Below are 20,706 nucleotides of genomic sequence, written 5' to 3' on the forward strand. Positions count from 1 at the left end.
TGGCATTAGCGTTTACGCGTGCCGCACGAGCCCTGACGTCAGTCGCGATGACGCTGGGCGAAGGTGACGCGTGGATCCAGGGCAAGGGTTCCCGGGTCGCCAGCGACCATCCCGCCATCGACCGGTATGACTGCCGCGTTGATATAGGACGCCTGTTCGGATAGCAGCCAGGCAATCAGATGGGCCACTTCAACAGCATCCGCCGCTCTGCGGGCCGGGACGAACGAGGTTGCGATGTCGTACGCTTCCTGATACCCGACCCCAAGTCCTGTGCCGATCTCGCGCATCTCCATATCGGCCATCTCGGTTCTGATCCAGCCTGGGCACACGGTATTAGCGCGCACGCCTTGCGGGCCATAATCCACCGCAACGGACTGCATCAGCATGGCGAGCGCGGCTTTGGTCGCGTTGTAGCCGGGAATTCCCCCTGTCGCTCTCAGCGCGGCAGCCGAACTGACGCCGACGACCGCTCCTTTTGCTGCCACAAGATGAGGTAGTGCGGCCCGCAGCAATCGGAACGGCCCGGTCAGATTGGTGCGAACCATGTCATCCCAGGCGTCGTCCGCGAGCTCGCTTACCAGTCCGGCCCGGACGATTCCGGCGTTCAACACGAGGCCATCGAGAGATCCAAAATTATCCAGCGTGCTTCCCACCAGACGCTCGAGATCATCTGCCGATGCTGCGTCTGCGACAAACGGGATGGCACCGGTGGACTCCGCGACGCGCTGAAGCGGCTCGGGGCGGCGACCGCAGATAACGACTTCCCATCCGCTGGATCGGAGAACTTTGGCCGTTGCGGCGCCAATACCTGTGCCTCCGCCAGTGATGACGGCGACTGACCGATTGCTCATCTTTAATCCTCTATAGAGACGGTTACTACCTGTGGAGATTGCCTTAATCGAGGAACTGCGCTGATAGGCTTACTTGAAATCGAGCGCGGGAAGGGCGGATCGTGCTACGTATCCGAAATCGGTAATCAGACTGGTCCCGTTCATGGGCGCGCTCACCGGGGAAGCCAGAAATACTGCGTGTCGTGCAATCTGCGAGGGCGACATGATAGGCAAGTCCGTACCGGCAAAGCCTTCGGGTCGTCCGAGGTCGGCGCGTGACATCGGGGTGTCGACGATGCCGGGGCACAGACAATTCACCCTGATTCGGGGATGGTCCACAGAAAGTGACTTCGCGAGCATTAGTACCGCGCCTTTGGATGTGCTGTAAGGAGCCATACCTTCGAATGCGACCAGCGCTGCGTCGGAAGCGAGGAACACCAGCGTTCCGACCTCACTTGCGCCGAGCAGTGCCAGGGTGTGCTTGGCGATAAGGAAGTTACCCTTGACGTTGACAGCCATGACGCGGTCCCAGTCCTCCGTGGAAATGTCAGGCGCGGTCGATCCGACAGGGCCGGAGATTCCAGCGCAGGCGATCACCGCGTCAAGCTGACCGAAGCGGTCCTTAGCTTGCTTTACGGCTCTGCGGATATCCGTCTCGAGGGTCGTGTCGGCCTGCGCGAACTCAACGCAATATCCCTGCTGTCGAAAGCTGCCGGCGACTTTAGCCCCGCTTGGGTCTCTATCGACGATCAGGACGCTGGCGCTCTCGGCAAGTACGGCCTGAACACACGCACGGCCGATACCCGAGGCGCCACCAGTAATCAAAACCACACGGTCGCGTAAATGCATGTCCACGATACCTGTCTCCTGTAAATGATCAGATGTGTCGAATGATGTGATGCCTCGGAACCTGGCAATTTCTGCGCATTTTCAGCAGCGCATTTTTTCCGGTCAATCCTGCTTACGGCTGAATTTTTGAACGACCAGCGATGCGGATAAAGATCCAACTTTCGGTGGATGCGCGACCGGACTCGGGCCAGTAGCCTTGCACGTGCCTTCTTCCGTCGCGAAGGAGGGCATTGACATCGGGATTCGGGTTCAGGCGCTCTTGCAATCGACCGGATTCTGCATTAAAAAATAGGTCGATAGACCTAGTTAAAATTGGAGGCGGTGCTGTGGAGCGAAACCTGGGATCCCGGTTGGTCGAGATTCTTCCCGAAGTCAGGGCATTTCTCGATCGGGCGCATGGTGCCTTCATCGACGGAAAGTCGGTCCCGTCGACTACGGATCGATACATTGATGTTCATAACCCGGCGGATGGCTCTGTCATCAGCAGAACCATCGAGGGCTCGCGTCATGAGGTCGATCTGGCAGTCGATAGCGCCCAGCGCGCCCTGGGTGTCTGGCGCGCCATGAGGCCCGCCGACCGGGAGCGGTGCCTGGTCCGGTTCTCTGAAGTCATCGAGGCTCATGCCGAAGAACTGGCGCAAATCGAAACGCTGAATCAAGGCAAGTCGATCAATCTTGCGCGCGCCGTCGACGTTGCTGGATCAGTCGAATATGTTCGCTACATGGCAGGCTGGGCGACCAAGATTGAGGGTTCGACGCTCGATCTGTCGATACCGATTCCGCCGGGAACCAGGAATCTCGGTTTTACATTGCGCGAACCGGTCGGCGTGGTAGGGGCCATCGTGCCCTGGAATTTTCCGATGATGATCGCGTTGTGGAAGATCGCGCCGGCACTGGCGTCGGGATGTACGATTGTCGTCAAACCGTCGGAAGACACACCGCTTACCGCATTGCGGGTGGCTGAACTGGCGCTCGAGGCTGGCATTCCGCCAGGTGCGGTCAATGTTGTCCCAGGATACGGGCGGGATGCGGGCGCGGCGCTGGTCGAGCACGCCGGCGTCAACAAGGTGACGTTTACCGGCTCGACCGAAACTGGCCGTCATATTGGCATGTCGGCGCTGAAGAACATGACACGCTTCTCTCTGGAACTCGGCGGCAAGAATCCGTTGATCGTCCTGCCCGACGTCGACGTTGATCAGATCATGCCGGGCATCATGGGCGCGTGTCTCCTCAATCAGGGGCAGGTGTGCGCGGCGGCGTCGCGGCTTTATGTGCATCGCTCAATCTATGACCGGGTCGTAAGCGGGATGAGCGACGCCATGAAGCGCTTACGTATGGGTCCGGGCATGGACCTGAGTGCGGATCTGCAACCGCTGGTGTCGCGCGCGCACGTCGAAAAAGTCGCCGCGCTGGTCGGGCAGGCGGCCAAGACGGCGGACATCGTCACGGGCGGCAATCGTCCGGATTCCAGAGGCTTCTATTTTGAGCCGACATTGATCGTCAATGCCGACGCCAATAACCCTGCAATGCGCGATGAGATCTTCGGGCCAGTGATCAGCGTCACGCCGATCGAGTCACTGGATGACGCAGTGACCCTGGCGAACGCTTCTCGAAATGGTCTGGCCGCGAGCGTGTGGACCAATGACCTCAACTCGGCATTGCGCGGCATTTGGGCACTGGAAGCCGGCACTGTCTGGGTCAACAGCCATATTCCGGTGGATCCTAACTTGCCGTTCGGCGGCTACAAGCAATCGGGTATCGGCAGGGAGCACGGCCGGCAGATGATCGAGCAGTACACGGAGATCAAGTCGGTGTGTATTCCGGTTCCGCTGTGAGAGATGCCCAGGAATCCATATTAGTCGGAACAGTTGATAAGCTAAATATTGGAGACGTCAATGAAAACGATGGAGAGTAACCAAACCTCGCTGCGCAAGGACGCGCTGGGTTGGTTGAATATTGTGTTTCTGGTGATTGCGACCAACGGTCCTCTGACGGCCCTGGTTGGCGGCGCGCCACTTGCGATCGGCATGGGTAACGGGGCCGGCGCTGCGGGTACGTATGTCGTGGTTGGCTTGCTGTATCTCGTCTTCAGCATTGGCTTTTGCGCAATGAGCCGCTACGTGAAGAATGCCGGTGCATTCTATGCGTATATCGCCCAGGGGTTGGGACGCCCGTGGGGGATCGGTGGAGCATTTATGGCAATCCTCGCGTATAACGCCATGCTGATCGCCTGCTATGCGATGATCGGCTTTTTCATCAGTTATGGCGTCCAGTTACATTTTGGTGTTGCAGTTCCATGGTGGATGTGCACATTGGCCTCGATGGTGGTCGTGTTTTTCTTTGGCTACAAGAACATCGCATTTAGCGGTCGTGTGTTGTTCGTACTGATGCTTGCCGAAGTCTCCATCATCCTGATTCTTAACGGAGCCATTCTCGGGAAGAGTGGTGCGAGTGCGGTTGCCTTGACGCCGTTTATGCCGTCGAATGTGTTTGGTCACGGGTTTGGCGCCTCGTTCGTGTTCGTCGTCAGTTGCTACATGGGTTTCGAGACGACGGCCATCTATGCGGAGGAAGCACGCAACCCGGAACGTTCGATTCCCCGCGCCACGTATGCGGCGGTCATCCTGATCATGGCTCTGTATGCAGTTTCCGTGTGGCTGGTGATGAATGCCTACGGTATTCCCGAAGCGGTAGCGCAGGCCTCGAAGGACCCGGGCAACATGTGGTTCATCATCACGCAGCGGTATCTGGGTGCCACTGCGGCCGATATCACCAATATGCTGATGATCACGAGCCTGTTGGCGGCACTGATTAGCTTCCACAATGCCTCGGCGCGATATCTGTTTGCCCTCGGACGCGAGGGTGTGCTGTGGTCGCGCTTCGCCAAACTGCATCCGGTTCAACAGACGCCTCACGTTGCCGGTATATTCCAGATTCTGGTCGGCGTCGCGGTCATCGTGCTGGCTGCGATCTATAAGGCCGACGCCATGCTCGTCGTGGTTCCGCTGTCCAGCGTTCCGGCGGCGGTCGGTATCGTTGCGGTGCAGGCGCTGACTGCGCTTGCGGTGATCGGGTTCTTTGCGCGTAATACCCACGGAGTGTCGATCTGGCAACGTCTGATCGCGCCGACGATCAGCGGCGTGGGTCTCGTGCTTTGCGTCTATGAAATCACCAGCAACGTGTCGCTGCTCACGGGTACGAATTCGTGGTTCTCGGAAGCGCTTCCGTGGATAACGCTTGCGGTTGGTGTCTTTGGCGCAGGCTTCGCCTATTGGCTGAAAGCTGCCCGTCCTGAACTCTACAAGGGTATGGGGCGGCTGCTCGACGAAGCGTAGGCCGTGTAGCGGTTGCGATATTCGCCCTCACCAAGTACGCTTAGTGAGGGCGAATTGCGTTGGCTGAGGAGGGCGCGGCAGCGAGAGCAAGCATCGTCCGCACGGCTTCCTCTTCGATACCATCGAGGCCGTGAGGATAGGCTTCGCGCTGGGGAATCAAGCTCATCAGGCCTTCTATCTGGCACGAGATCAGCGCGGCGCGCAGCGAGCAATCATGCGCGCTGAGGCGCGGATTGGCCTCTCCGATAAAACGCGAAAGTTCTGCGCGCTGCGCCACGTAAATCTGCTCGACGATCGAACGAGCAGATTCCTGGGTCTGTGCGATCGCCCACATATTGAAGAAAATCGCCTGTGTGCGGGGCTCCCGATTGCCAGCCAGCGTATGACGGAGCGCCGCTTCCAGCCGTCCTTCTGAACTCAAGTGCGCATTGCCAGCCAGGGTGCGGTACTGTTCGAGGTATCTTGATGCCAGCAGCGTCATGACTGCACCGAGGAGATCTTCGCGGGTCCTGAAATGAAACTGCAGATTGGACAGGCTGATACCCGCTTTGCTTGCGATCTTCCGCATCGAGAGTTCGCCATAGCCCTCGTCGACGATGATGTCGATGGCGATGCGCAAAATTCGTTCGATGGTATTTCGACCACGCTGCGTGGCTGCCGATGTGTTTTCAGTCGTCGCGGCAATTTTTGTGGCGACGCTATTGGTGTCGGCATCTACTGACATGTCTTGAACTGCATGAGTGGCATGCACACTGAGGGACATTCGCGTTGGCTCCAAAGAATATTATCCGCTTTCATTTTCACACAATTCGCGTGGGAGAGAATTTTAAAATTCACTGCGATTTTTGTGAAATAATCCGAATGGCTGATTTCGGTGAAGAGTTTCCAAAAAAATGATTTTATTCCAGAGCGCCACGCGGTGAAGCGGCGTTGGAATTCGTGTGAACGTGTACATTTTCATCTTGAAATCGCGACGAAAGCGCGGTGGAATTTTGCGCGATGGCGGCATTCTATTCACCCGTCAGTCATGCCTAGAGAATGAAAGAGACGGGGACGTCCCTTTCATTCTCTAGATGGCGCTAAGCAGCGTGGCTGGCATGGCGTGTCATAAGGAAGGACGACCCCTTGCAGGCAAGTTCGGCTGTCGTCGAGATGGGACTGTGGTCACGCGATCTCACGGCGAAAATCGGCTGCGACTTGCCGAACGCGATAAAGCGCCGCTATCACATGCACTATTCCGTGATAAAAGGGGCAAAACTGAACCAGCCCGTTCTCGACGCGGAGGCGGGCTTCCTGATTCCCCCGATGCTGCGCGGCGTCCGCCTGACGAGAGGTGTCGAACTGGGTTATCGCCATACGGCCAGGACCCCGGTTCAGCTCGAAGCCGACGAGGCGCTCTCATGCGGCCTTTTTCGGCCCAGCGCGCGGGCGGATCCCGCGCCGTGGTGCGGTTGCCGCCCCTGCACGCCCGCATGTTGCCGGTCATTGTGCCAGCGCCGACGCACGACAACCTCTGTTTCGCATTCGGACACGCCCACTACGATCTGGCGCTCTGGCCGATTACCGTCCGGCTAATCGCAGAGATGATGGCAGGTGTGCCGACGTCGTGGGTCTGAGACCATTTCACGCCTGGCTCTGAACCGAAACAACTGTGTGGACTGGGCTTTGGAATCAGTGAGGCTCTCAAACTGGTCACCAACAAACTCAATGCCCAGTACGGTGCCGGTGGCTTAAAGATAATGTTGAGCTGGATTTGGAGCGCGCGCCGCGCATGCATTGTATTTGTATGAAAATATCAATGCTCGCATCTTCTGTGTGCGACTGGGTACACTGGGAGCATCAGATCGATAGCATGCTGAAGGCAATGGGGTGAGCAAGCGCCGCACCGGATGCCGGAGGCGCAAGAGGTGAAGCATGGCCGCGATCCATCTCCAGTGTTTCTCTACAGTCGCAGAATTTCGGGTGGGCGACGTGACGCTCTCTGCAGGCGATGACCTCCAGACACAGCGGAATAAGTTAGCGCGCATCATGTTTGACTCGATGTATCAGTTCGTAGGTCTACTGGATACGGACGGGACAATGCTCGAGATCAACCATGCTGCGCTTGAAGCCGCCGGGATACGAATGGATGACATTCGTGGTAAACCGTTCTGGGAGGCGCGTTGGTGGGTCGTTTCGGGGCAGACCCAGGCCCTGCTCCGGGAACTGATTCACCGCGCTGGCGAAGGCGAGTTCGTCCGCTGCGATTTCGAAGTCTACGGTCACTTAGCGGGTGCGGGGACGATCGTCGTCGATTTTTCGATTTTGCCGATCAAAGATTCAAACGGTGACGTCGTATTCCTGCTTCCTGAGGGCCGCAATATCACTGAGAAAAAACGGGCGGAAGTCGAGATTACGCGTAAGAACGAGGAATTGCGGGCGAGCTGGGAGCTAATCCAGCGCCAACGCGACGAACTCCAATGCCTCTATGACAAGCTCGCTGTCGAGCAAAAAATGTCGGAGCGGCTACTGCTCAATCTGCTGCCCTATCCGATCGCTGAGCGGCTGAAAGCGCGCCCGGACCTGATCGCCGACAGTATTCCTGAAATCATCGCGGATAGTTTTACGGATGTCACGGTTCTATTCGCTGATATTGTGGCGTTTACACAGTTTTCGGCGCTCATGGAGCCGGAGCAACTAGTCGCTTTACTCAACGAGATTTTCGCCGAATTCGATAACATCGCCGACCACTGGGGCCTTGAAAAGATCAAGACTATCGGTGATTCGTACATGGCAGCATGTGGGCTGCCAGACCCAGCTCCTGACCATGCAGAGAGGGCAGCTCATATGTCACTGGATATGATCGATGCGCTTGCGCGATTCAATCGGCGCCACGGCTACAGCCTCCAAATGCGTATTGGCATCAATAGCGGGCCTGTGGTCGCCGGTGTCATCGGCAGGCGAAAGTTCATCTATGACTTGTGGGGCGCTGCAGTCATCACCGCCAGTCGAATGGAGTCACACAGCGTGGCGGGGCGTGTGCAGGTTACCGACGCCACGCGGGGCCTTCTTGGTGATCGTTTTCTGTTTGAGGAGCGAGGCGAGATTGAAGCGAAAGGCATAGGTACGCTGCACACCTGGTTCCTGACGGGCACAAACCCGCTATACGCGGAAACGGGCGACAAGTCAGCGCAATAGCCGTTTCATCTTTTGACGCGGCTGGATTAGACGCTTGGTTCGTGGACGTTGCGCATATCAGCGCTTCTGGACAGCTAGCCACATATTCGGCATTTAGCCGATGTCACGTCTTCTACGGTCGATCTTCGTACGTGGGTTTATATAGCACGCGTCGCGCGGGTAGCAGCGGCCAGTTCACTATACTGACCGGCGGCAGCGTTGCGGCGCCGCCACCGGCTCGGGCAACTACGCTGTGGCTGAAGCGCGAAGGCGATTGACGATATGGTTATCCTTGCCCTGGACCAGCGGCGTGAGCGTGAAGTTGAACTCGATGTCCTTGTACGTATCGGCTTTCAGGCCGAGCGCCGTGCCGCCGGTCTTCTCGACCACCGGCGGAATCAGTTCTTCACGCGTCGCGTAGGCGAAGTCATCCCAGATCAGCGGGTCGCCTTCAATATTGAACTGCGTGGTGAGCTTGCGGCTGTTGTCGGCCGAGACGAAGAAGTGCACGTGCGCCGGGCGGTTGCCGTGGCGCCCGAGGCCGTCCAGCAGGCGCTGGGTCGAGCCCTGCGGCGGGCAGCCGTAGCCGACCGGCATGAGCGTGCGGAATTCGTACTTGCCGTCCGCGCCGGTCTTCACCGCGCCGCGCAGGTTGAAGTCGTCCTGTGCGCCGGTCGGGTCGAAGTGCGAATAGAAGCCCTTCGAATTGGCGTGCCAGCATTCGACCAGGGCGCCGGCGAGCGGCTTGCCGTCGAGGCCGGTGACCGTGCCGTGAATGACGAGCGGCCCGGCATCGGCGTCGGCGTTGAGGTCGATGCGCGAAACGCTCTCGCGCACCGGCGCGCCCGCCACATACAGCGGGCCTTCGATCGTGCGCGGCGTGCCGCCTTCGAGACCCACCGCCTTGTCGGCGGCGTCCATGCGGACGTCGAGGTACTTCTCGAGGCCGAGACCGGCGGCGAGCAGCGCCGCTTCGCCGTCCTGGCCGAGCTTGTTCAGATAGTTCACGCCGGCCCAGACTTCATCGGGCGTGATGTCGAGATCGTCGATGGCCTTGAACAGGTCGCCCAGCAGTCGATAGACGATCTGCTGGAAACGCGCGTTGCCGCTGCCGCCGTTGAGATTCGCAGCGGCCTTCAGCAGGTCCTGCACTTCCTTCGTGTCGAATACTTTTGCGCTCATCTTTGTCTCCTGGTGCTTGCTGGTATTGAGGGGGAATCAGCTCAGGCGTCGTTGTCCCTGACGGAGGACGGGTGGCGACACAACGGCGTGACCGTTATCTTCATGTACGGAAAAAGTGGCAAGGCGGTGAGAATGTCGTGCAGCTCTGCATTGCTCTCGACATCGAAGATGCTGTAGTTCGCGTACTCGCCCACCAGTCGCCAGATATGGCGCCACTTGCCGCTGCGCTGCAGCTCCTGCGAGTACTCCTTTTCACGCGCCTTGATTTCGTTGGCGACATTGGCCGGCATGTCGGCCGGGATGTTCACATCCATGCGTACGTGGAAAAGCATCGTCTTGTCCGTTTATCAGGTGTCCGGATTACTTCGTGACTTTCATCAGGCCGTCTCGGGTGAAGCGCCTGACCTTCGCTTCGTCCAGTTCGATGCCCAGGCCCGGGCCGTTCGGCACCGTCAGCTCGAAGTTGCTGTAGTCCAGCGGGGTCGTCAGAATTTCTTCGGTGATCAGCAAGGGACCAAACAGTTCGGTGCCCCACTGCAGGTTGGCGAAGCTCGCGAACAGGTGCGCCGACGCCGCCGTGCTGAACGCGCCCTCGAGCATCGTGCCGCCATACAGCTCGATACCCGCGGCGTCCGCAATCGTGGCCACGCGCTGCGCAGCGAACAGTCCGCCGCTTTGTTCGATCTTGATGGCGAACACATCGGCGCCCTCGTTCTTCGCGATCTCGAACGCGCTTTCCGGCCCCTGGAGGATTTCATCGGCCATCAACGCCACCGGGAACCGGCGCATGAGGCGCGCCAGCGCCGCAGGCGAAGCCACCGGCTGCTCGACCAGTTCGCAGCCGGCATCCGCCAGCGCCGGAATCGCCCAGGCCGCCTGCGTCTCGCTCCAGGCCATGTTGACGTCCACGCGCACGGCGGCGCGATCGCCTACCGCCTTCTTGATGTCGGCCACGTGCTTGATGTCGGTCTTGAGGTCCTTCGCGCCGATCTTCAGCTTGAAGATCTTGTGGCGGCGCACTTCGAGCATGGTCTCGGCTTCGGCGATGTCCTTGGCGGTATCGCCCGAAGCGAGCGTCCATGCCACCGGCAGGCGTTCTCGGCGACGGCCGCCCAGCAGTTCGCTCACCGGCACGCCGAGGCGCTTGCCCTGCGCGTCGAGCAGCGCGGTTTCCAGCGCGCACTTGGCGAAATGATTGACCTTCACGAGCTTGCCCAGGTGCGCCATGAGCGCCTGGATTCGCGTGGCGTCCTGGCCGATCATCGCCGGGGCGAAGTACGCGTCGATCGCCAGCTTCATCGCTTCCGGGCTTTCGGGACCGTAGGCCATGCCGCCAATCGTCGTACCTTCACCGATGCCGGTTACGCCATCGCTGCAATACACCTTCACCAGCATCAGGGTTTGCCCGTACATCGTGGCGACGGACAGCTTGTGAGGGCGAATCGTCGGCAGATCGACGAGGCGGGTTTCGATGCGTTCAATCGTCGGTGCGGTCATGGCAGAAGCTCAATGATGTACGTGGAATCCAGTGGACATGAGCCCGCGGGCGCTTGAGCTCGGTGTCTGTTGCTCCGAAGAGCATCTTGGGGCATTGACGGCATTAGATATCCAGGCCCGCGCGAGCGCTATCCGTCTACTGGACACTCACTATCCGTTTATTCCGGCGCGGTCGTGAAACGCCAGGCGCCGGGCCGGTTGTGCGGCGTCGCGAAGACGCGCCCAGCAAAGCGGACAAAAATCGCTGCAAAAAAAGCGGATAGCGAATGCCGACCAGGCGGATAGCGCCCGCACCGCATCGGGTATTCAATCCAGCTCATCAAGAACCCGGTCGCAAGACCGCTCAACGGCAGGAGGAGAACCCATCGTGAGTGCAGACAAAAACACGTCGCAATGGCAAGAATTCATTGGCGGATGCCTAGATTTCCGTCCGGCAGAGGGTGTCTATCGCATTGCGCGGGAGATGTTCACGGAGCCGCAACTGTTCGACCTGGAGATGGAGTTCATCTTCGAGAAGAGCTGGATCTACGCGTGCCACGAGAGTGAGATCCCCAAGCCCCACGACTTCATGACGATGCGCGCAGGGCGCCAACCGATGATCATCTCGCGCGACGGCAACGGTCAGCTCAACGCGATGATCAACGCATGCCAGCATCGCGGCGCGACCCTCACGCGTATGGGCAAAGGCAATCAGTCGACCTTCACCTGCCCCTTTCATGCGTGGTGCTACAAGAGCGACGGACGCCTGGTCAAGGTCAAGGCGCCAGGTGAATACTGCGACGACTTCGACAAATCCACGCGCGGCCTGAAAAAAGCGCGCATTGCAAGCTACAAGGGCTTCGTGTTCATCAGCCTTGACGCCGATGCGACCGACACGCTAGAGGACTACCTCGGCGATGCGCGCATCTTCTTCGACATGATGGTCGCGCAATCGCCCACGGGCGAGCTCGAGGTGCTGCCGGGCAAGTCCACGTACACCTACGAAGGCAACTGGAAGCTGCAGAACGAAAACGGCCTCGACGGGTACCACGTGAGCACGGTGCACTACAACTACGTCGCCACGGTGCAGCACCGCCACGAATCGAACGCCCAGAAGGGCGGTGCGACGAGCGGAACGCTCGACTACAGCAAGCTTGGCGCGGGCGATTCCGAGACCGACGACGGCTGGTTCGCATTCAGGAACGGCCATAGCGTGCTGTTCAGCGACATGCCGAACCCCAGTGTGCGTCCGGGCTACGGCAGCGTCATGCCGCGCCTCGTCGAGGCACAGGGGCAGCAGAAGGCTGAATGGATGATGCATCGTCTGCGCAACCTGAACATCTATCCGAGCCTCTTTTTCATGGATCAGATCAGCTCCCAGCTTCGCATCGTGCGCCCGGTCGCCTGGAACAAGACTGAGGTCATCAGCCAGTGCATCGGTGTGAAGGGCGAAACGGATCAGGATCGCGAGAGCCGTATTCGGCAGTTCGAAGACTTCTTCAACGTTTCAGGAATGGGTACGCCGGACGATCTGGTGGAGTTCCGTGAGCAGCAACGCGGCTTCCAGGCGCGCCTCGAGCGCTGGAGCGACATCTCTCGCGGGCACCACAAGTGGGTGGCAGGCGAAACGGCGAATACGCGCCTGCTCGGCATCGAACCTGTGCTGTGCGGCACGGAGCTGACCCACGAGGGGCTTTACGTCAACCAGCACGGTGCGTGGCAGACGTACCTCATGAAGGGGCTCGCACAGAAGTCGAACGTCACGAAGGAGGCCTGAACCATGTCTGTCACCCTGCAACAATCGGTCGAGCAGTTTCTCTATCGCAAGGCCGAGCTCTGCGACACGCAGAGCTGGGACGAGTACCTCGCCCTCTTCGACGAGAACAGCGAATTCCACGTACCCCAGTGGGACTCCGAGCATGTGTACACGACCGACCCGAAGCGCGGCATGTCGCTCATCTACTATGCGAACCGCACGGGGCTCGAGGATCGCGTGTTCCGCCTGCGCACGGGAAAGTCGGCGGCGTCGACGCCGCTGCCGCGCACGTTGCACCAGATCACCAACGTCCGCATTTCGGAGAGCGATCGCGGCGAGCTGGAAGTCAAGGCCAACTGGGCCACGTTCTACGCCCGGCATGGCGTTGCCGAACACTTCTTCGGACACGTCACCTACCAGCTGCGCCCAGCCGGCGAGACGTGGAAAATCGCTCGCAAGCACGTGCTCCTGCTGAACGACACGATCAACGCAGTGCTCGATTTCTACCATCTGTAAGCGGGAGTGCCACGAGATGAGCCACAAGGTTGCCTTCAGTTTCGCCGATGGCAAGACGGCGTTCTTCGATGTCCGAGCGGATGAGCTCCTGCTCGACGCCGCGCTGCGCAATGGCGTCAACATCCCGCTCGACTGCCGTGAGGGCGTGTGTGGAACTTGCCAGGGGCGCTGCGAATCGGGCAGCTATACGCAGGACTATGTCGACGAAGAGACGCTGTCTGCCGACGACCTCGCTGCGCGCAAGATCCTGTCCTGCCAGACGCGCGTGCAATCCGATGCGTCCTTCTACTTCGACTTCGATTCGAGCCTTTGTGGCGCGAGCCGGACTACTTTGCTAACTGGCAAGGTCACCGCCGTGAAGCAGGTTTCAGAAACGACGGCGATCCTGCATCTGGACGCGAGTGCCCATCCCGGGCGGCTCGATTTTCTGCCGGGCCAGTACGCCCGCGTGAAGGTGCCGGGCGCGGACGTTTGGCGATCCTATTCGTTCGCGCACCGGCCCGAGGACGGAAACCAGCTCCAGTTCCTGATCCGTCTGCTGCCCGACGGCGCGATGAGCAACTATATGCGCGAGCGCTGCCAGCCGGGCCAGACGGTCGAGTTCGAGGCGCCGCTGGGCACGTTCTATCTACGCGAGGTGGAGCGGCCGCTGGTGATGGTCGCAGGCGGTACGGGTCTGTCCGCATTTCTGGGCATGCTCGACGATCTCGCGCACAAGGGCGGCTGTGGCCAGAGGGTCCATCTGTACTATGGTGTGACGAACGCGCGGGATCTATGCGAGCTCGATCGTTTGAAGTCCTACGAGCAGCGCATCCCGAACTTCGCGTGCGATATCGTTGTGATGAATCCCTCTGAGGCATGGCAGGGCAAGACGGGGCTCATTCCCGAACATTTCGACCGCGGGATGCTGGAAGCGAACCCGTTCGACATGTATGTCTGCGGACCGCCGCCGATGGTCGAGGCAATCAAGACGTGGCTTGCAAGCGAACGACTGGAAGGCCGTCTTTACTACGAAAAATTCGGGGACAGTAACAGCGCGCAGTCGTCCTCCTGACGCTGCTGATGCCGGGGCGCCTTGGGGTGTTTCGGTATTTTGTCTGGCCACGGGTTGGTTTACCATTGAGTATTCGCCAACCTCCCGTGAAACGCCATGCCTTCCCCCGCTTTCAACGACAGTCGAGGTATTGACGCGCTGAGTCGAGATCTTCAGGGCGCGCGGGACTGGATGGCGTCGATTTGCGGACCCCATGGGCTGCAGGTACGCAGCCCTAAGGAACTGCAATTCCATCATTCTGGAACGGTGATGCGTTCCATGGCCAGCACGCTGGGGTATGTGGAGTACGGCACCGATGTCACCGTCTCGGTGCACAATGATGCGCCGCTCAACAGCTATAGCGTCAGCCTGCCTCTCACCGGCCACCAGGAGCTCGCGGCGCAGGGCCGCCTGTGGCTGTCGGACCAGGACAGGGGCCTCGTTCTGTCGCCGCATGAGACGCAGGACCTTGCGATCATGGGAAACTGTCGCAAGATCATCGTTTCGATTCCGATTCCGGCCCTGCGTCAGGTGCTCGAGGGACTTCTGCAACGCCCGCTCGACGCTGCGTTGACCTTCGCGCCCCAGATGAATGCCGCCGAAGGCGATCAGGCGGCCTGGTGGCGCATGGTCAAGTTCTTGCTGGCCGAGATGGGACAGGCGGGGCCGTTGCTCAATCATCAGCAAATGGCAGGGGATCTCGAGCAGGCGCTGATCAAAGGGTTGCTGCTTGCTCAGCCGCATAACTACTCGAATGCGCTTGCCGAGGCGATGCGGCCTTCATGTCCGCACTACCTGTTGCGAGCGAAACAGTTCATTCACGACAACGCACGTGAAAATATCGCACTCGAAGACATCGAGCGTGCTGCGGGCGTGTCGCGCTACAAGTTGTTCGAAGGCTTCCGGCAGCACTTCGGGCTTGCGCCCATGGCCTGGCTGAAGAGGCACCGGCTCGAAGCGGTACGGCGCGAGATGCTCTCGGACTGCTCGGAGCGCAACGTTTCGTCAATCGCGATGAACTGGGGATTTTCACATCTCGGCCGTTTTTCCAACGACTACAAGCAACTCTTCGGCGAAACGCCATCGCAGACACTGAAGCGTGCTTCAGGACGTTAGATCGCCCGGCTTCGAGACAGGCGAAGGCTGTGTGGACGAAGTGCTCGCGCTCGGGCATCAAGGCGACGTGCGCCGCTTGACGAGGCAAGCTTTGCGCCGTGGCGTGCAGGCAGTTTCAGGACATGCGGGCAGGATTCTGTGAACTGTCAATGCAGCACGGCACTGAGCAGCAGGGAAGGGATTCACCGTGTGGGGACTAACGAATGCCTCTACACATTCGCGTGCGCCATACCGGCGGACTCGACTTGAGCCGGCGTGCATGGCGCGAACGCTCAATCAGCGTGTCACTGGAAATGATGCACGTAGCGCAGCACCAGGCGCGTTCCCTCGGGCCGGTTGCGCGCATCCGCCTCGAAATAGGCATTGAACATCAGGTGGTCGTGCTGGGAGAAGCTGTACATTGCCCCCGGGCCGATCGCCCACACCGCTTCACGCTGCCCCGGCACATTCTGGCCATTCACCTTCATGTCGGTGATCTGGCGCAGCCAGTAACCATTGAGGCCGATTCGCAAGCCTGGCATCACCTCGTATTCCGTGGCGATGTTGGCGTGCAGCGCCTGTCCGGCCTGCGATGAAGTCGCGCCGTCCCCCAAGGCCTGATTCGGCCGATTGTTCGTGGCGTTCCAGAGATAGTGCAGCCGCCAGGAAACCGTCCACTTCGGATTGATCCAGACTGTCGCGGCCCAGTATGGGTCGATTGACCAGAAGCCGCTGCCCGGGTTGATCGCTTTTCCCGGGTCATAGGCACCCGTTGGCGCAATGATCTGGAGTTCGAAGCGGTGCGCAAAGCGCGGTCCGTCCGGGCCCATTACCGGATCGAACTGGATGAAGGGCCCAACAAGCAGATCGCCGAACTCCGTGCGTGCATTAAGCGCCACGTCGCCCATGCCGTCGTCGGTGTGGGCCGATGCCACCCACGGCAGGATCACGTCGACGCCCGGATGCGCGCCGGCAATCTTGAAGGGCGACTGATAGACGAGTTGCGTCAGGCCCGCGAAGATATCGACGTTCTGCTTCGGCAAGGCGACCCTGTTTCCGGCGTTGTCGTTGATACGGTCTGCCGTGTAGTACTCGAGGTACTGCGTTGCATACCAGCCGGACCCCGCCGGCGGTGCACCATCGAGGAAGCTCGTGAAGCCGAGGTTGACGTTGGGCAGGTCGCCCGCTATTGCCGATCCTGTGCTAAGGACTCCAGACAGAGCGAAGCAGAGCAGCATACGGGACGTGGAGTGCTTCATGGCGGTAAACCTTATAAATAAGTAATACTAAATAATATGATTAAATTAATGCTGGATTATTGGTTACCGCGCCGTACTGCCCGGAATGGAAGACCAGCGGAGCGTGGCCCTCTGCTTCGAAATGCTCGATCTGCCCGATAAAGATCAGGTGATCGCCGCCTTCGTGCTGCGCCAGGTTGCGACACACGAAGTGCGCGCTGCAGCCGTCGAGCACCATGGTGCCACCAAGGCTTTCACGGCAGGCGACGCCGACGTACTTGTCGGGCGACGGTTTCGAAAAGCGGCGCGACAGGTCGGTCTGGTCTTCGGCCAGCACGTTGATCGCGAAGTAGCCCGCATGGACGAAATCCGCGCAACTGGGTGAAGTCTTGCCGATACTCCAGATCACGAGTGGTGGATCGAGCGACAGTGACGCGAACGAGTTTGCGGTCAGACCGATCTTGCGGCCATCCCGCGCGGCGGCTGTGATGACAGTAACGCCCGTCGGATACTGCCCGAAGGCGTTGCGCAATTGCCGCATTGCATTGAGCTGTTCATCGGGTTTTGCGGCAGTGGGTTCGAGCGTGCTGCACATGAGCTTTCTCCTTTTCGTGTTCATTACGCGGCACGCGCAGCGTGTTCGTCGATCAGCGCCATGCAGGAGGTCGGATCAAACCACCACGGCGAGAACGTGCGCGGGTCGTCGAAGCCGTTGGCAATCGTCGAGGCGAGCGTTGGAAACTGACCGGCTGCGCCGAGCAACTCGAGAATGTGCGGCGGCGGTGGCGTGAGCAGTGAGTTCGTCCACCTGACGACCTCTTTCGCGTACGACCAGTAACGGTCGAAAGTCTGCTGCATCCAGTCCTCGCTGAAGGCAGCGCCGTTGCGCTCGAGAATGGCATCGAGATAGACCTTCGTGCACTTGGCAGCATTGTTCGAACCCTGGCCTGTAATCGGATCGTTCACGACGATCGCGTCGGCCATGCCGAACACCGTCTTGCCGGAAGGCAACCTGAAGTAGGGATTGCGCACAGTCGGTGCGAAACGCCCGCTCAACACGCCGTTGGGGTCGGTCAGTTCTACGTTTGCGCAGCGCTCGGCTTCCCACGGCAGATATTGGCGGAGAAAGGCCAGACTGGTCTCGAGATGCTGTTCGGGTGTCTTGACGCCTGCCCAGCAATCGAGCTGGCCGCCGGGAATGCCTTCGAACACCATGATTTCGCACGGACCATTCGTGGTCAGAGCGGGGAACGCAAAGTACTCGCCCACGCCCGGAACCAGATTGAAACGTACGCGCGAGTAGGGCGTCGACGGCATCATGCCCTTCACGTAAGTCAGCGCCAGCGCGCGCTGCGGCTTGTCGAAGGGGCTGCGTTCGGCGTTGCGGCCCAGCAGATTTACGATCTCCCCCTTGCCGGCTGCCAGCAGCACGAGGTCATGGCTCCTTGCGAGTTCTTCCATTTCGGGTACGCCGACCTCGCAGATTCGCACGTCGGCGCCACGTTGGACGACGGCTTCGAGCCAGGCCGACATCTTGACGCGCTGATCGACGGATTGTGCCGGTTGAGTCAGGCGCGCGGACCAGTCGATGAGCTTGCGGCCCGGCAGGTCCGGATGCGGGACCGCGAAGCCAATCCCCTCCACGGGAGGGCAGGACGCGTCCCACCAGTTCAGGCCGAGATCGCGCTCGATCTGCAAAGAGGCGTTGAACATGCACTGACTCGACATGACCTTGCCGGTGCGGATTTGCTGTGCATCGCGATTGGTCGCGAGCGTGACTTCATAGCCGCGTTCGAGCAGGGCGAGCGCCAGTTGCAGACCAGACTGGCCGGCGCCGACGATGGCAATTTTTCTCATAACAAATACCTCGAAGTCGATAGAACAGAGAAGAGTGTTTGCGAAGCGACGGGGCCTACTCAGCCAGTCTCGGAATGGCCGGCACGGCCTGTTCGGGGCCCATCGCCGAATATCCGCCATCGACGGCGTAATCGGCCCCGGTCACGAAGCTGGCTGCATCGCTGCACAGGAAGGTGACGACATGCGCGATTTCCTCGGGGTTACCGACGCGTCCAAGCAGATGAAAGGGCGCGGCCACGCGGTCGGTCTTTGCGCGATCGCCATGCGTGAGTTCGTCCATCACACGCGACCAGGTCCAGCCGGGCGAAACTGAATTCACGCGGATCCGGTCCTGGGACAGGTCCATCGCCATGTTGCGCGTGAGTGCCTTGAGCGCGGCTTTCGAGGTCGGGTAGAGCCAGCGTCCCGTTTGAGCGCACTCGGCCGAAATCGAGCTGAAGTTGACGATCGATCCGCCGCCGCGCTTGACCATATACGGATGCACGGCCTTGACCAGCATGACCGCCGAGATCACGTTTACGTTCATCGCGGAGAGCCAGTCGTTTCGGCCTGCCTGGATGCCGTTGTCCACATAGCTGCAGGCCAGATTGACGAGGATGTCGATGCCGCCGAATTGCCGCGCGGTTCTCGCAACCGCTTGCTCCAGCGCGCTGTCGCTGGTGATGTCGGTTTCGATGAAGAGCCCGTTGGCGCCGAGTGTCTCGGCTACGCGTCTGCCGTGCTGAACGTCGATATCGAGCACGACCACGCTGGCGCCGGCGGCAGCGAGATCCCGGGCGACAGCCGCGCCGATCAGCGTGGCGCCACCCGTCACGATGGCGGTTTTGCCTGCGAGTGAGGTCATGATGGCTTGCTCCGTATTCATGAGAGGATGATTCGGTCAGATCGCGTCGTTGGCGGGGACGCTGTCCTGCCAGCGCTTCATCAGCGTGTTCGATGGGAGCGTTTCGTCGAGCAGTTTGCGGGCGGTATCAGCGCCTGTTGTGGGCAGTCCCGTCGGGTCGAGCAGGCCGATCTGCACCAGCACGCTGGCCTGGTCCCAATAGATGTGCTCGTGGTAGAGCTTGTCGCCGCGGAATTTCACCACGGCAAGCAGCGGAATCTCGACGCGCTTGCCCGTCGGCGCAATGCCGGGCAGCATCCAGTCGATCTCGGTGGTATGCGTGAAGCAGAACAGCGTTTCGTCGACGATCTGCGTTGCGCCGATGGTGCGCGAAACCGGGATGATCGTCGTATCGGGCGGATTGGCGTGCACGAAGTGGTGGCGATAGAAGCGCTTCAACTCGGTGTAGCCGACGCCGCCCGTGAGCGTCGGAATATGGTTGACGTAGGGCTCGGCCACCATCGTCGCCATCGTGGCATCCACGTCGCGCGTCGCGAACTCGTGGGCGAGGTGTGCCTCCCACAGTGCAGAAAGATCGTATTGCGGCCCTATCGTCTTGCGAAACGCGGCTACCGCGCGCTCGTGCGCCATCATTGCAGAGGACTTGTCAAAGTGGTCGCCCCCCTTACGGGCGAACGCGTGATCGACGCCCGGATAGACATACACTTCGACATTTTCTTTGTGGCCCAGCGCGGCCGTGATCTGCTGCTGCGCGTCGGCCGGGCAGAAGCGATCGAGCGCCGCGATATTCAGGACGACGCGCCCCTTGATGTTCGCCGCTTCGTCCAGCGCCTTTTCAATACCCACGCCGTAGTAGCTGACCGCGCAAGCCACGGGAAGACGGCAGGCCGCGAGCCAGGCCAGTTTGCCGCCCAGGCAGAATCCGAGCACACCAGCCTCGCCGCGGCATTCGGGCAATGTCCGGAGTACGGCGAGCGTCGCGGCGATATCTTCGACACCCTGGTTTTCGTCGTATTGCTGATAGAGTTCGAACGCACGCGCAAAGCCGGCCTCCGTATAACCGAGTTCGATGCCCGGTTCGACGCGCCAGAACAGGTCGGGCACGAGCACCGTGTAGCCTTCCTCGGCGTAGTAGTCGGCCACGTCGCGCATGGTCGCGTTGACGCCGAAGATCTCCTGGCACAGCACAATACCCGGCCCGGTGCCACTTGCAGGAGTTGCGAGGTAGGCCCGGAATGCGCCGCCTTCCGGTGCGGGTATATCGATGTATCTTCCTTTCATTGCGGGCTCTCCATCAGGGTTGTGTCTCGAATGCGCCCAGTGTTCTGCGACAAAACAATGGGCTCTATCCGTTTCATCCGATGGGTATCCGCGGAATCCAAAAACGTGCGGAACGAGGGAAAACCCCTGCCCAAGCGGGCGAGGGTAATTGAGGATGGCTGCCGCAGCAGGGCAGGCCTACAGTACGCAGCGCCCGGCAGAGGGCCAGTTCCTGTGTCTTTTGCGTCGCCCGGCTTGCTGGAGGCTGCCGGAACGAGG

Annotated in this window: 18 protein-coding genes; 7 read left to right on the forward strand and 11 right to left on the reverse strand. The window is 60.2% G+C overall.

Features of this window, described 5'->3' with window-relative positions:
• Positions 1 to 38: 38 nt before the first annotated feature.
• Positions 39 to 851 (reverse strand): SDR family NAD(P)-dependent oxidoreductase, encoded by an 813-nt coding sequence (locus AB4Y40_RS38725; RefSeq protein ID WP_368692345.1) that lies wholly within the window; start codon positions 849 to 851, stop codon positions 39 to 41.
• Between the two features lie 69 nt (positions 852 to 920).
• The gene (locus tag AB4Y40_RS38730) at positions 921 to 1,679 is read right to left on the reverse strand and encodes an SDR family NAD(P)-dependent oxidoreductase (RefSeq protein WP_368692392.1); all 759 of its coding nucleotides are present in this window, start codon (positions 1,677 to 1,679) and stop codon (positions 921 to 923) included.
• Between the two features lie 326 nt (positions 1,680 to 2,005).
• Here AB4Y40_RS38730 and AB4Y40_RS38735 point away from each other — a divergent pair, with 326 nt between their 5' ends.
• Both AB4Y40_RS38735 and AB4Y40_RS38740 read left to right on the forward strand, forming a co-directional pair.
• Positions 2,006 to 3,514 carry an aldehyde dehydrogenase gene (locus AB4Y40_RS38735; protein WP_368692346.1) on the forward strand — a complete coding sequence of 503 codons (1,509 nt, stop codon included), beginning with the start codon at positions 2,006 to 2,008 and terminating at the stop codon, positions 3,512 to 3,514.
• Positions 3,515 to 3,574: 60 nt separating this feature from the next.
• Entirely contained in the window at positions 3,575 to 5,014 is a 1,440-nt protein-coding gene (locus AB4Y40_RS38740; protein WP_368692347.1) for an APC family permease, read from the forward strand.
• Between the two features lie 40 nt (positions 5,015 to 5,054).
• Here AB4Y40_RS38740 and AB4Y40_RS38745 read toward each other — a convergent pair whose 3' ends face one another.
• Positions 5,055 to 5,777 (reverse strand): TetR/AcrR family transcriptional regulator, encoded by a 723-nt coding sequence (locus AB4Y40_RS38745; protein WP_368692348.1) that lies wholly within the window; start codon positions 5,775 to 5,777, stop codon positions 5,055 to 5,057.
• 1,151 nt (positions 5,778 to 6,928) lie between these two features.
• Between AB4Y40_RS38745 and AB4Y40_RS38750 the strand changes: the two genes are divergently transcribed.
• Positions 6,929 to 8,191, forward strand: a complete 1,263-nt coding sequence (locus AB4Y40_RS38750; RefSeq protein WP_368692349.1) for an adenylate/guanylate cyclase domain-containing protein — start codon at positions 6,929 to 6,931, stop codon at positions 8,189 to 8,191.
• A gap of 225 nt (positions 8,192 to 8,416) precedes the next feature.
• Here the strand turns inward: AB4Y40_RS38750 and catA are convergent, their stop codons facing one another.
• From catA to AB4Y40_RS38765, 3 genes are read right to left on the reverse strand one after another with little or no spacing between them, the layout of a single operon-like run.
• Positions 8,417 to 9,352, reverse strand: a complete 936-nt coding sequence (gene catA, locus AB4Y40_RS38755; protein WP_368692350.1) for a catechol 1,2-dioxygenase — start codon at positions 9,350 to 9,352, stop codon at positions 8,417 to 8,419.
• 41 nt (positions 9,353 to 9,393) lie between these two features.
• Positions 9,394 to 9,684, reverse strand: a complete 291-nt coding sequence (gene catC, locus AB4Y40_RS38760) for a muconolactone Delta-isomerase (RefSeq protein WP_254317753.1) — start codon at positions 9,682 to 9,684, stop codon at positions 9,394 to 9,396.
• Between the two features lie 28 nt (positions 9,685 to 9,712).
• Positions 9,713 to 10,849, reverse strand: a complete 1,137-nt coding sequence (locus AB4Y40_RS38765; RefSeq protein WP_368692351.1) for a muconate/chloromuconate family cycloisomerase — start codon at positions 10,847 to 10,849, stop codon at positions 9,713 to 9,715.
• A 367-nt stretch (positions 10,850 to 11,216) separates the two neighbouring features.
• Here AB4Y40_RS38765 and antA point away from each other — a divergent pair, with 367 nt between their 5' ends.
• From antA to AB4Y40_RS38785, 4 genes are all read left to right on the forward strand, one after another.
• On the forward strand, positions 11,217 to 12,605 hold the full coding sequence (gene antA, locus AB4Y40_RS38770) for an anthranilate 1,2-dioxygenase large subunit (RefSeq protein ID WP_368692352.1): 1,389 nt from the start codon (positions 11,217 to 11,219) through the stop codon (positions 12,603 to 12,605).
• Between the two features lie 3 nt (positions 12,606 to 12,608).
• Positions 12,609 to 13,100, forward strand: coding sequence for an anthranilate 1,2-dioxygenase small subunit (antB, locus tag AB4Y40_RS38775; protein ID WP_368692353.1), 492 nt, complete (start codon positions 12,609 to 12,611; stop codon positions 13,098 to 13,100).
• 16 nt (positions 13,101 to 13,116) lie between these two features.
• Entirely contained in the window at positions 13,117 to 14,154 is a 1,038-nt protein-coding gene (gene antC / locus AB4Y40_RS38780; RefSeq protein ID WP_368692354.1) for an anthranilate 1,2-dioxygenase electron transfer component AntC, read from the forward strand.
• Between the two features lie 96 nt (positions 14,155 to 14,250).
• Complete coding sequence (locus AB4Y40_RS38785; protein WP_368692355.1) at positions 14,251 to 15,249, forward strand: helix-turn-helix domain-containing protein; 999 nt, start codon at positions 14,251 to 14,253, stop codon at positions 15,247 to 15,249.
• A gap of 284 nt (positions 15,250 to 15,533) precedes the next feature.
• Here the strand turns inward: AB4Y40_RS38785 and AB4Y40_RS38790 are convergent, their stop codons facing one another.
• The 5 genes from AB4Y40_RS38790 to AB4Y40_RS38810 are packed head-to-tail and all read right to left on the reverse strand — an operon-like array spanning position 15,534 to position 20,448.
• A complete protein-coding gene (locus AB4Y40_RS38790; protein ID WP_368692356.1) occupies positions 15,534 to 16,487 on the reverse strand; it encodes a transporter in 954 nt (317 codons plus the stop codon).
• A 40-nt stretch (positions 16,488 to 16,527) separates the two neighbouring features.
• A complete protein-coding gene (locus tag AB4Y40_RS38795; protein WP_368692357.1) occupies positions 16,528 to 17,061 on the reverse strand; it encodes a flavin reductase family protein in 534 nt (177 codons plus the stop codon).
• A gap of 23 nt (positions 17,062 to 17,084) precedes the next feature.
• Positions 17,085 to 18,323: a styrene monooxygenase/indole monooxygenase family protein gene (locus AB4Y40_RS38800; RefSeq protein WP_368692358.1), complete on the reverse strand. Its 1,239-nt coding sequence runs from the start codon at positions 18,321 to 18,323 to the stop codon at positions 17,085 to 17,087.
• A gap of 55 nt (positions 18,324 to 18,378) precedes the next feature.
• Positions 18,379 to 19,167, reverse strand: a complete 789-nt coding sequence (locus AB4Y40_RS38805; protein WP_368692359.1) for an SDR family oxidoreductase — start codon at positions 19,165 to 19,167, stop codon at positions 18,379 to 18,381.
• 36 nt (positions 19,168 to 19,203) lie between these two features.
• Positions 19,204 to 20,448 carry a dienelactone hydrolase family protein gene (locus AB4Y40_RS38810; protein ID WP_368692360.1) on the reverse strand — a complete coding sequence of 415 codons (1,245 nt, stop codon included), beginning with the start codon at positions 20,446 to 20,448 and terminating at the stop codon, positions 19,204 to 19,206.
• Between the last annotated feature and the right edge of the window lie 258 nt (positions 20,449 to 20,706).

The sequence above is a fragment of the Paraburkholderia sp. EG287B genome (genome assembly GCF_040965595.1).
GTDB lineage: Bacteria > Pseudomonadota > Gammaproteobacteria > Burkholderiales > Burkholderiaceae > Paraburkholderia.